General features: G+C 43.0%; 9 protein-coding genes. All 9 read left to right on the top strand.

Annotated elements, in window-relative coordinates:
* Positions 1-2: 2 nt before the first annotated feature.
* The 9 genes from ACYZZR_RS00045 (at position 3) to bshA (ending at position 12976) form a co-directional block, all read left to right on the top strand.
* Positions 3-1382 (top strand): TlpA family protein disulfide reductase, encoded by a 1380-nt coding sequence (locus ACYZZR_RS00045; protein WP_461531941.1) that lies wholly within the window; start codon positions 3-5, stop codon positions 1380-1382.
* Between the two features lie 287 nt (positions 1383-1669).
* Positions 1670-4465 (top strand): M16 family metallopeptidase, encoded by a 2796-nt coding sequence (locus ACYZZR_RS00040; protein ID WP_461531940.1) that lies wholly within the window; start codon positions 1670-1672, stop codon positions 4463-4465.
* A gap of 216 nt (positions 4466-4681) precedes the next feature.
* Positions 4682-5641: an MlaD family protein gene (locus ACYZZR_RS00035; RefSeq protein ID WP_461531939.1), complete on the top strand. Its 960-nt coding sequence runs from the start codon at positions 4682-4684 to the stop codon at positions 5639-5641.
* A gap of 54 nt (positions 5642-5695) precedes the next feature.
* Positions 5696-7000: a 4Fe-4S dicluster domain-containing protein gene (locus ACYZZR_RS00030; RefSeq protein WP_461531938.1), complete on the top strand. Its 1305-nt coding sequence runs from the start codon at positions 5696-5698 to the stop codon at positions 6998-7000.
* Positions 7001-7040: 40 nt separating this feature from the next.
* A complete protein-coding gene (locus ACYZZR_RS00025; RefSeq protein ID WP_461531937.1) occupies positions 7041-7487 on the top strand; it encodes an LNS2 domain-containing protein in 447 nt (148 codons plus the stop codon).
* Between the two features lie 69 nt (positions 7488-7556).
* Complete coding sequence (locus ACYZZR_RS00020; RefSeq protein WP_461531936.1) at positions 7557-8345, top strand: (Fe-S)-binding protein; 789 nt, start codon at positions 7557-7559, stop codon at positions 8343-8345.
* A gap of 18 nt (positions 8346-8363) precedes the next feature.
* The gene (locus ACYZZR_RS00015) at positions 8364-8849 is read left to right on the top strand and encodes an ABC transporter ATPase (RefSeq protein WP_461531935.1); all 486 of its coding nucleotides are present in this window, start codon (positions 8364-8366) and stop codon (positions 8847-8849) included.
* 42 nt (positions 8850-8891) lie between these two features.
* Positions 8892-11804: a glycoside hydrolase family 3 N-terminal domain-containing protein gene (locus tag ACYZZR_RS00010; RefSeq protein ID WP_461531934.1), complete on the top strand. Its 2913-nt coding sequence runs from the start codon at positions 8892-8894 to the stop codon at positions 11802-11804.
* A gap of 38 nt (positions 11805-11842) precedes the next feature.
* Positions 11843-12976, top strand: a complete 1134-nt coding sequence (gene bshA / locus ACYZZR_RS00005) for an N-acetyl-alpha-D-glucosaminyl L-malate synthase BshA (protein WP_461531933.1) — start codon at positions 11843-11845, stop codon at positions 12974-12976.
* Positions 12977-13135 lie beyond the last annotated feature (159 nt).

Below are 13135 nucleotides of genomic sequence, written 5' to 3'. Positions count from 1 at the left end.
CCATGAAGAAAACAGTATACACTTTGCTGGGACTAATGCTGGTGCTGACCTCCTGTGAGAAGTCTGCTCCCGTAGACTACGCTCTTATATCAGGGCAGTTAAAGAACGGAAAGGGAGAGTTGAAGATCATGTCAGACGACAGAAATTTTTCTCAAACTTTAGAACTGAGAGAAGACGGTAGTTTTTCAGATACACTACGTGAGAAATACGGTGTCTTCTTCTTTATAAATGGGGAGAATGTGACAAAAATATATCTGGATTCAGGAGATCAACTTGTGGTCAATGCAGATGCCTCCGATTTTAAAAATACCTTAAACTTTTCAGGCGAGGGTTCGGCTGCAAGTACATATTTGGGATTGAAAGAAAAGATAGAGGCGAAAATGACAGGCGATTTTAAACAATTATACCTGAAGGAAGAGACAGAGTTTAAAAAACACCATAAGGAGACAGAGCAAGCTTTACTAAAAACAATTGATTCAATACCAGGTCTGGATGCCGATTTTATAGAGAAAGAAAAAAGAAATTTGCATTATGATTATTTGACGGCACTTAGCATTTACGAGGGTTATCACGCTTATTTTGACAGCGTTCCGGATTTTAAGGTTTCTGCGGGGTTTTTAAATGAATTGAACGGATTGGATTACAACAGAGTAGACGATTACGATTATTCATCTTCTTACAGGAGCTTACTGCAAATTCACTACCGGGAACAATCCGAAAAATTACAGGAGTCAGACTCTCTCTCCGGAGAGATTGCTTATATGAAGGTTTTGGCCACCATTCCGAATGATACCATACGAAACGGTTTGTTGTTTGACCACGCCAATGGCAATATCACCTTTGTAGAAGATCTCGAAGCCTATTACACTGCTTTTAAGTCTGCTTCTACCGACGAGAAGAACAATGCGATTATAGCAAAAAGTTACAATGAACTAAAGGCGCTTTCTAAGGGTAACCCCTCACCGGTCTTTACCGATTACGAAAACTACGCGGGTGGAACCACCTCTTTGAGTGACCTCAAAGGTAAATATGTCTACATCGATGTATGGGCTACTTGGTGTGGGCCGTGTAAGGCAGAGATACCCTTTTTGAAAGAGGTAGAAGCTGACTATCACGACAAGAATATCGAATTTGTCAGCATTTCCATAGACCGACAAAAAGATCACGAGAAGTGGAAGACTATGGTTGAAGAGGAACAGCTCAAAGGTGTACAATTGTTTGCCGACAACGACTGGAACTCAAAATTTGTCACCGATTATCTCATCAAAGGGATTCCGAAGTTTATCTTGATAGACCCCGAAGGTAATATCGTTACATCTAATGCACCCCGACCTTCCGATCCCAAATTGAGAGAATTGTTTGAAGAGGTATTGCGATCCTAAAGATGTTTGGTTAAAACTCCATTGGGTTTTCACACACAGTGCAGAAGCAAAACTCGATCTTAAAAAGAATATTTTGATTTAGTATTTTTTGAAGAAGTTGAAGGTATGGAACGACAGCTGTCGTTCCATACCTTATTGTTGGTTCATTCAGGATTTTTATACCAACACCAGCGTAAAATAAGGCTATACAGTATTGAAAGTGTTAAAGTATATTTAAATAGAGGGAAAGTCTTTCACCCATTTTGTTTCTTTAACAGTCTTTATAATAAACAAAACACCCAATCAGTATGAAAATAATCAACGCAGTAAGTTGTTTTTTGTTATCCGGGCTCTTTCTCAATGCCCAGGAAAAGGGAGAAGTTCCCTTCGACCCTTCCGTTAAACACGGCGTGTTGCCCAACGGAATGACCTATTATATAAAACACAATGAAGAACCCAAAGAAAGGGTTTCTTTCTATTTTGCCCAAAATGTGGGATCTGTACTCGAAAAAGAATCTCAAAGAGGACTGGCTCACTTCTTAGAGCATATGGCTTTTAACGGTACAGAACACTTTCCTAAAAAGGGAATGCTGGAGTATCTCGAAAAGAACGGAATTAAGTTCGGGGCAGAGATCAACGCCTTTACGTCCTTCGACGAAACCGTGTACAACATCAACAGCGTTCCGGTAAACAATCCTAAACTAATCGACTCTACCTTGCTGGTACTACACGACTGGTCGGGTTACCTGTCTCTTACAGACGAGGAAATCGATGCGGAAAGAGGAGTGATTAACGAAGAGTGGCGTACTAGGAATACTCCTGGCTTTAGAGTAGCAGAAAAGGTGTGGACACAAGGTGTTCTTAAGGGGTCTGTCTATGCAGAGCGAATGCCTATCGGACTTATGGATGTAGTCAATAATTTTAAATACGACGAACTTCGGGATTATTATCACCGCTGGTATCGCCCCGATCAGCAGGCCGTTGTAGTGGTAGGGGATGTAGACGTGGATGTTATGGAGAAAAAAATAAAGGATGTTTTTTCTTCTATCCCCCTCAGAGAAAACCTCCCGGAACGCGAAGCTTTCGACATCACTCTCGACGGAGGAATTACCTTTGTCGAGTCGCTCGACAAGGAGATAGGAAATACCACTGTCGAATTTTCAGTAAGAAACAAGGCCCAAAAGTTAAAGGGATACGATTATATGGATAAGCAGGTGATTGGAGGAATTGTTTCTTATGTGCTGAACAACAGGTTTGAAGAACAAACCCAAAACAAGAACTGTCCTGCGCTAGGTGCCCAATATTCGTATTCTAACTTTGTACGTCCTCTCGATGTGTTGAGTTTGGGAATTCAACCCAAAACTGGTAAAGAACTGGAAAGTTTTGAGTTTGCACTGACCGAATTGCTGAGATTTGTAAGACATGGCGCTACAGATAGTGAACTCGAAAGAGCAAAAAAATCTATCAAAAACAGCAATCTTTCATTCCTGAAAAACAAAGATAAAATCAGTAACGACCGTTATGCTCAGAGTATTTACAATCACTTCTTTACCGGCGATCCACTTCCAGATGTCAGCTGGGATGTAAACTACACTGTCGATCGTCTGGAGACGATTACCAATGAGGATATACTGAAATATATGGCGGAGAGATACAAGATAGACGCAGAGCAGGATATCGTTATTGCCGTGAAGGGTTCGCCAGATACAACCCATCCCAGCAAAGAACAATTCGCTGCTATTTTTGAGAAAGTTAATTCCGCTCAATTAGATCCGTATGAGGATACTGCTTCCGACGAACCCTTGATCGCAGAGGAGCTCAGCGAACAGGCAATTGTTAAGAAAAAAGATATTCCAGGGTTAGATGCCCGTAGCTACGAATTGGCCAATGGTGCCAAAGTGGTGGTTTTCCCAACTACTTACGACAAAGACAAAATTTATATGAGCGCCTATAGCCCCGGTGGAAATTCTTTGCTCGACAAAGCTTTATTGCCATCTTCAGATGTGGCGACTTATGTGGCTTCGGAGTCGGGATTGGGGAATTTTGACAAAATAGCCTTGGGTAAAAAACTGGCGGGTACTAATACTTCGTTGAGCTTAGGTATTAACGAATTGTCTGAAAGTATTACAGGGCAAAGTACTAAATCGGATATAGAAGTATTGTTTCAAAGGATATACCTCAGTTTTGAAGCCCCGAGATTCGACCAGTTAGCATACGACCTGGGAAGAGAGATGTTTGCCAAGAACCTGGAGCGCAAACAGAAGAGTAAAAAGAGTATTCTACAAGACTCTATGTCGCTAGCACTTACCAATCACAATGAGAGAACCTTGTTGTTTACTCCTGAATTTCTCGAAGCTATCGATTTTGACAAGATACAACAAGTATATCGCGATCGCTTTCAGGGAATAGATGATTTTACCTTTGTGTTTGTCGGAGATATCGATGAGGATGAGTTGGTAAAACTGGCTCAGAAGTACATTGGAAATATCGCCACAGCTAAAAGAAAAGAGAATTATGTAGATCACAACTACCAACCTGCCAAAGGCAAGACAGCAGTCAAAGTTACCGAAGATATGGAGACTCCCCAGGCTACGGTAAATGTGGTGTACAAAGGTGAAATGCCATATAGTTACAGCAATAGCATTAAGGTGAGTATGGCAGGACAGTTGTTACAGAAAAGCTGTCACGACGTTATCAGAGAAGAAGAAGGGGGTAGTTATGGTGTTGGAGCCTCAGCTTCACTAAGTGATATCCCTAAAGAGACCTTTTCCATGACCGTAGGTTTTGATTGTAACCCGGATATGGCTGATAAACTGGTGCAGGTAGTGTACAACGAGGTGGATAAGCTCACCCAAACCATCGATGTCGAGGATCTCAAAGAGGTAAAGGAATCTATGATAAAATCGAGAAAAGAAGCCGTAAACAACAACCGATACTGGATGAGTATACTCTCTTCTCACGTGTTTTACGGCAGAGATATTCACAGTCTTGACGATTATATCAATACTGTAAATAGTGTGACAGCCGAGGATATCCAAGCGATTGTCAAGGATATGAAAAAGAATGCCGATATTGTAGAAGGAGTGCTGTTGCCTAAGAAATAATACAGGCATACTGTTTACTGAAATTTAACCTATTTCGAAAAGACCGCTTTATTGATTTTAAGGCGGTCTTTTTTGGTTTGGTAGTTTGTAGTTCTTAGTTGGTAACTATGTTTGTAATTTGTTACGGAGTTTATGAGTTTGTCATTATGCGGTCAGGGCTGGGCCAATAACCAAAATTATTCCTAAATTTGTTCTTTATATCAAAAGCGAGAACACTTGAAGTTATCAAAAGAAGTTAAAACGGCTATTATAGTATTGGGGGGCATCGTCCTATTTATAGTGGGATTCAGTTTTTTAAAGGCCAGTCCTCTGTTTCACTCATATCGCACCTATTATGCGGTGTACAACAATGTAGGCGGACTTACGGCAGGTACCTCTGTAAGTATCAATGGTTTTCCTGTGGGAAAGGTATTGAATATACAGTTCCTCAACGAGAAGGGGAAACTGATTGTTACCTTTTCAGTAGAAAGTGATTTTGAGTTTACACAAAACAGTGAAGCTGTGCTTTACGATACAGGAATTATAGGAGGTAAAGGATTGCAGATTGTCCCGGTTTTCGACGGCAGTCCGATATCGATATCGGGAGATACCTTACCCTCGTCCGTTCGTCCCGGTATCACCGAGCTGGTCACCCAAAAGCTCACCCCCTTACAGGCACAGTTGGGAAGTATGCTGGAAAGTGCCGATTCTCTATTGGCAGGGGTAAATGCCGTACTCGACAAGGATACGCAACAAAACCTGAGGGCGAGTATGGGCAACTTAAAAGAGATTACCGACAATTTTAAAAGCAGTTCTGCCACGCTCAACACCATGTTAAAAGACAACAGGCAAAAGTTAGACAGCTCTATAGACAATATAGAGGGACTTACAGGCAATCTGAAAGAGGTGAGTGGCACCTTGGCTGAGGCCGATTTAGCGAAGACTATGGAAGAGCTTCAACAAACAGTAAGTAGTTTTAAAGGGGTGATGGAAAAAATAGATCAGGGAGAAGGATCGGTTGGGAAATTGCTCAAAGACGAGGCGCTATACGACAATCTTGCAGGAGCTTCTCTTCAGTTGGAACAATTGCTTGAAGATATGAAACTCAACCCCAAGAGATACGTGCATTTTTCACTGTTTGGAAAGCGTCCGAAACCATACGATCCGCCTAAAGATCAGGGAGAGGTTCAACAATAGCCATAAGGCGTGACGTGTTGATAGTTGTAAAAAAGTATCATTAAACCAAGTGTTATGGCTCTTATACCTAATATAGTTTTTGCGATTGCACTTGTGCTGGGCATAGGATTCTTTGTGCACAATCTCCGAAAACTTATTCGCAATATCCGGATAGGAAAGCCCATAGATAGATCCGATAATAAAAAAAAGCGATGGGGCAATATGATTCGCATTGCCTTGGGACAGCAAAAAATGGTAGTGCGCCCAGTGGCGGGAATGTTGCATATACTGGTTTACCTCGGCTTTGTTATTATCAATATTGAAATGCTCGAAATTGTCATAGACGGACTTTTGGGCACTCACCGCATATTTTCTTCTCTCGGAAGTTTTTACACTGTGCTGATTGGGGCTTTTGAGGTCCTTGCATTGCTGGTACTAATATCGGTTATCGTATTTTGGATACGGAGAAACATCATTCGCCTGCAGCGCTTCTGGAAACCGGAGATGAAGGGATGGCCAAAGAACGACGGGAATCTGATACTGTATTTCGAAATGGTATTGATGGTGTTGTTTTTGGTGATGAATGCCACAGATGTGTCATTTCAGCAAATGGGGAGCGGCAATATAATCAGTGGCATTATGGCCCCTTGGTTCAGTGGACTGCCGGAAACGACACTGCACCTTATTGAACGTACAGCCTGGTGGATGCACATTTTGGGCGTACTGGTCTTTTTGAATTATCTGTACTACTCCAAGCACCTGCACATCATCCTAGCATTCCCGAATACCTATTTTGCCAGCCTTGGTCCAAAAGGGCAGATGGACAACTTAGAAGCGGTTACCAAGGAGGTAAAGCTTATGCTCGACCCCAATGCAGATCCCTTTGCAGCTCCATCGGGAGATGAACAGGCGGAAATGCCCGAAAAATTTGGAGCCTCAGATGTGTCCGATCTCAATTGGGTGCAACTGTTGAGTGCCTATACCTGTACAGAATGCGGACGCTGTACCAGCGAGTGTCCTGCCAATCAGACCGGGAAAAAATTGTCGCCGAGAAAAATTATGATGGATACCCGAGACAGATTGGAAGAAGTGGGTAGGAATATCGATAATAATGGTACTTTTGTAGCCGATAATAAATCGTTATTAGGCGATTATATCAGCCGGGAAGAGCTTTGGGCATGTACCTCGTGTAACGCCTGTGTAGAGGCCTGCCCCGTGAGTATTAATCCGCTGTCTATCATACTGGATATGAGGCGGTACTTGGTAATGGAACAGTCGGCAGCACCTACTGAACTGAATAATATGATGACAAACATAGAGAATAACGGTGCACCCTGGCCCTACAACCAAATGGACAGACTCAACTGGAAAAATGAATAACCACAAACTATAAACCACAAACCACAAACAACAAAACTAAATGAAAAAGGAAGAAGTCGAAAAGCTGTTACACGACAAGGTAGAAGGCGGAGAACATGTAAGCCCTGTGTTGCCGGAGGGTGTCAAGAATTATTTGATAGATATCGACGGTACCGTAACCGAAGATGTCCCAAATGAAGAGCCGGAGCGCATGGCAACTTGTAAGCCCTTTCCAGATGCTTTAGAAACGCTGAACGGCTGGTTTGAAGAAGGACATATAATCACCTTCTTTACGTCCCGCACTGAAGAGCACAGAGAGGTGACCGAAGCCTGGCTGGCAGAGCACGGATTCAAATACCACGGTCTGTTGATGGGAAAACCTCGGGGGGGAAATTACCACTGGATAGACAATCACCTCGTAAGAGCTACCCGATACAACGGTAAGTTTACCAATCTCGTCGAAAAGGAGATGACCATAGAGGTATTTGACGACGGAAATCACGAATAGTCCATCCGGGTTAACGGCTCGTCTGGTGTATCGCAATATTATCTGAAACTGTTTAAATTTAAGATTATTATGAGCGACTTGAGAGTGCCTACCATGGCCGAAATGATGGCAGAAGGCAAGCAACCAGAGGTGTTGTTTTGGGTAGGCTGTGCCGGAAGTTTTGACGACCGAGCCAAAAAGATTACCAAAGCTTTTGTCAAATTGTTGCACAAAGCCGGAGTGGAATTTGCCGTACTCGGAACCGAGGAGAGTTGTACTGGAGATCCGGCCAAAAGGGCAGGGAATGAATTTCTCTTCCAAATGCAGGCCATGACCAATATAGAGGTGCTCAACGCTTATGAGGTAAAAAAAATCGTCACCGCTTGTCCGCACTGTTTCAACACCCTTAAAAACGAATATCCCTCACTCGGAGGAAATTATGTGGTTATGCACCACACTCAGTTCTTGAAATCCTTGCTGGACGAAGGAAAGCTGAGTATAGAAGGAGGGAAGTTTAAGGGAAAGCGAATTACCTATCACGACCCCTGCTATCTCGGCAGGGCCAATGGGGTTTATGAGGCTCCGCGCGATTTGATACGCAAATTAGATGTAGAGTTGGTAGAGATGCGCAAGTGCAAAAAAGCCGGACTGTGCTGCGGAGCCGGAGGAGCGCAGATGTTTAAAGAACCGGAAAAGGGAAATAAAGACGTCAATATAGAGCGCACAGAGCAAGCACTTGAAACAAAACCAGATATTATTGCTGCCGGATGTCCTTTTTGCAATACTATGATGACCGACGGGGTGAAGGGCAAGGAGAGGGAAGGAGATGTAGCAGTGATGGATGTAGCAGAGCTCATCGCCAATGCAGAAGATATTTAAATCGTAAAAAAAATTACAATGTATATACCGTTTAGTGAACTTCCGGAATCCTCTCGGGTATGGGTATACCAAGCTAACAGAAGTTTTACCGAGAGTGAATTGAAAGAGATAGAAGCCAGAATAGAAGCCTTTTTAACAGAGTGGACTGTACACGGATCCACCTTGCAGGCAGGCTATGAAATACGCTATAATCGGTTTATTATCATAGGGCTAGATCAAGATGTAAATGCCGCTTCGGGCTGTTCTATAGATGCTTCAGTTCACTTTATACAACAACTGGAAAAGGATTTCGGAGTAGACCTGCTCGACAAGATGAATGTGTCGTACAAACAAGGAGAATACGTAGCCTATAAACCTCTTCTCGAATTTAAGAAAATGGGGAAAGATCGGGCTGTTTCAGGAAAAACTATCGTCTTTAACAACCTTGTGGCCACCAAGCAGGAATACGAAGAACACTGGGAAGTACCAGCCGAAGAGAGCTGGCATTCACGATTCGTGAAATAACTGTGTCTTATTCCCGTTGTTCTAAAAAAGATAAGCTAGCTTATGAAGAGAATTTTGGTGTTGCTGGTGTTATTTCCCCTTTGGTGTCTCAGTCAGGATTCCGATCCCCTCACCGTAGGAAATGAATACCTACAACAGAAATGGGTAGATAGTATTTACGGGAAAATGACTCTCGAGGAAAAGATAGGTCAGCTTTTTATGATCGACGTCTTTCCGGAACAGGGAGAAGAGCACATAGCAAAAGCAGAACAGCTGGTGAGAGATTATCACGTGGGTGGGGTCATTTTCTTTAAGGGTCACCCCAAAGAACAGGCTGTCCTAACCAACAAATTACAGTCGGTTTCCAAAGTGCCACTTATGGTGGGTATGGATGCAGAATGGGGCTTGGCCATGCGATTGGACTCTACTTTTGCCTATCCGTGGAATATGACCCTCGGGGCTATAAGCAATAACCGATTGATAGAGCGGGTAGGTTATCAGGTAGGGAGACACGCCAGAAGGTTGGGGGTACACATCAATTTTGCCCCGGATATCGATATCAATACCAATCCTGAAAATCCCATTATCGGAAACCGTTCTTTTGGAGAAGATAAATACAATGTGGCTGATAAGGGGGCTGCTTTTGCCAGAGGTATGCGAAATGCAGGAGTTCTGGCCTGTGGTAAGCATTTTCCCGGTCATGGAGATACACATACCGATTCGCACAAAACATTACCCGTAATTAATTTTGATCGCAATCGTATCGAAAATGTCGAACTCTTTCCTTACAACAGACTGATTTCTGAAAACCTGGAAAGCATTATGGTGGCGCATCTCAGTGTGCCCGCTTTAGAATCCAAATCGGGCTTTCCTTCTTCACTGTCGCACAATATCATCACCAAACTCCTTAAAGAAGAACTCGGCTTTAAAGGACTTATCTTTACCGATGCCTTGAATATGAAAGGGGTTTCAGAATTCACCTCTCCTGGAGAAGTGGACCTCGCCGCTTTTAAGGCTGGAAACGATATGTTGGTCATGTCGCTCGATGTGCCTAAAGCGACAGCCAAACTCATCGAAGCCTATGAGAAGAAAGAGATAACCGATGAACGATTGGAATACTCAGTGAAAAAGATTCTCAAAGCCAAGTTTAAAGCCGGATTACAGCGATATCAACCCATAGACACCACCAATCTTTACCGCGATTTGAATACGCTGAAAGATCGTTTACTGGAAGAAGAACTCTACGAAAATGCCATTACAGTAGCCAAAAATGCAGATAGTCTGATACCTATGCGTTCATTGGATAAGAAAGAGATTGCCTATGTGCATTTTGGTGACGATAAGGGAGATGCTTTTTTGAAATCACTCAATTACTACGCCAAGGTAGATGAGGTAAAAGCGCAGACCATAGAAGCACTGCTCAAAAAACTACAAGCCTATAACACTGTGGTAATTGGACATCACCGCTCTGATGAGACCCCTTGGAAAGGGCATGACTTTACAACTAAAGAATTGAGTTGGCTAAATGAAATCGCCAAATCGAAAAAGGTGATACTCGTTTCCTTTGTGAAGCCTTATAGTCTTTTGAAACTGAATACGTTAAACGGTATAGAAAGCATAGTAGTCGCCTATCAGAACAGTGCCGTAGCACAGCGAAAAGCAGCGGAAGTGATTTTCGGTGGTATCGGTAGCAAAGGAAAGTTGCCGGTCACCGCCCACAAGCAACTGCCGGTCAATACAGGACTACAGACCCCTTCACTACACCGGCTGCAATACGGTATTCCAGAGAGTGTGGGGATGGACTCTCATCAGCTCGAAAAAATAGATTCTCTCGTAGAAGAGGCTGTAAAAAGCTTGGCCACACCAGGGGCACAGGTATTAGTAGCTCGAAAGGGGAAGGTGATTTACAACAAGAATTTTGGAAGACACAGTTATACAGGTACTCGAACTGTGAAAAGTACGGATATCTACGACTTAGCATCGCTTACAAAAATATTGGCTACATTGCCGGCTCTTATGAGAATGGACGATGAAGGTAAAGTGGATTTGGATGCCACAATGGGAAGTATTCTTCCTGAATTTAAAGGAACAAACAAGGAGCCTTTGATCATACGAGAAGTACTTTCTCATTACGCCCGGTTTAAACCCTGGGTGCCTTTTTATCGGTATACCATAGATGAAAAGACCGGTAAACCCATGGAAAAATATTACAGAAGTAAGCCCGAAGGTCGTTTTAATGTAAAAGTGACAGCCGATCTTTATATGAGAGAAGATTACAAAGATTCTATATTTGCCACTATTGCAGAGAGCGATTTATTACCGAAAAAAGAATATCGCTACAGCGATCTCGGATTTATTAGCCTTCAGCGATTTATAGAACAGTCGAATGAGACTTCCCTCGACTCATTAGATCAAAAATGGTTTTACGCTTCTCTCGGTGCCGACAGAATGATGTTCAATCCGTTAGATCACGGAATGGCAAAAGAAGATATAGTTCCCTCTGAAGACGACAACTATTTCAGAAAAAGTATTATCCAAGGCTACGTTCACGATATGGCAGCTGCGATGAACGGAGGGGTTTCTGGTCATGCCGGACTGTTTGCCAACGCTCAGGATGTGGCCAAAATGATGCAAATGTATCTCCAAAAAGGAGAGTACGGAGGGGTGAGATATTTTAAGGAAGGAACCTTAGATAAGTACAATACAGAGTATTACCTGGATAAGGGAATACACCGCGGACTCGGTTTTGACAAGCCTCGCCCCGAAAGTTTGGGAGATGATCTTTACCAGCGGGTGCCGAAAAGCAGTTTCTGTCATTCCGGATTTACGGGTACTTATGCCTGGGCAGATCCTGAGAATGAATTGATATATGTCTTTTTGTCAAACCGCACCTATCCTACGGCAGACAATCGAAAATTGATAAGCGAAGGAACGCGTACTGAGGTGTTGCAGGTAATCTACGACGCCATTAAATGACAATAACGGATGTGATCCGTTTTCAAAAATACAGATACATGAAAATAGCGATAGTATGTTATCCTACCTTTGGCGGTAGTGGAGTTATGGCCACTGAACTTGGAATCGCACTGGCAGCGAGAGGGCACGAAGTGCATTTTATAACCTATCGCCAGCCTGTCAGACTAGCCTTGTTAGGTAGCAATATCCATTTTCACGAGGTTCACGTACCTCAATACCCACTATTTCACTATCAGCCTTATGAGCTCGCCCTGTCGAGCAAATTGGTCGATACGATAAAACTACACGGTATAGAATTACTTCATGTTCACTACGCCATACCCCATGCCTATGCCGGATATATGGCCAAGCAGATGCTGGCAGAGGAGGGAATAACCATTCCTATGGTAACCACCTTGCACGGTACCGATATTACGCTGGTGGGAAGTCATCCCTTTTACCGACCTGCGGTGACCTTTAGTATTAATAATTCGGATGTGGTCACCTCGGTCTCTCAAAGTTTGAAAGAAGATACACTCCGTCTTTTTGATGTGAAGAAAGAGGTTTATGTGGTACCCAATTTTATCGATGTGGCCAAGATTAGGAAAACATTTGTCGACTGTCGCAGAAGCATGATGGCTCCGGAGGACGAGAAGATCATTACCCATATCAGTAACTTTAGAAAAGTAAAACGTATAGAGGATGTGATAAAAGTGTTTTACGAGGTACAGAAAAAGGTGCCTTCTCGCCTTTTGATGATTGGAGAGGGACCAGAAAAAGAAGGTGCAGAAAATTTGTGTGAAACTTTAGGAATAGCCGATAAGGTAATCTTTTTGGGCAACAGCAACGAAATAGACCGCATCTTGTGTTTTTCCGATCTCTTTCTGCTACCGTCTGAAACAGAGAGCTTCGGACTGGTAGCACTCGAAGCTATGGCACACGGAGCTCCGGTGATATCCAGTAATGCTGGGGGGATACCCGAGGTAAATGTCCACGGAGTATCCGGCTATCTAAGCGAAGTAGGGGATGTAGAGGATATGGTAAAGAATGCCCTAAAACTATTGCTAGACGACGAAGTATTAGAACAGTTTAAATCCAACTCCCGAGCAGAAGCCATGAAATTCGATATCACAGAAGTTGTCCCGCTGTATGAGGAAATTTACCGCAAGGCGTTTGAGGTGAAGACGCGATGATATTGAGATGAGGATTTTGAGGCACTTTCAGAAGTAAGCTAATTTCCGAAAAAAACAGACAACAAACTCTGGTGATTTTATATGGATCACCGGAGTTTTTTCTTTTTTGAGGATACCTTAGGTGTTTTAGCCGGATTGTCGTACCAAAAAGACATAGGT

Source organism: Sinomicrobium sp., assembly GCA_029266035.1.
GTDB lineage: Bacteria > Bacteroidota > Bacteroidia > Flavobacteriales > Flavobacteriaceae > Sinomicrobium.
The sequence above is the reverse complement of the archived record's forward strand: the minus strand, read 5'-3'. Positions and strand labels throughout refer to the sequence as shown.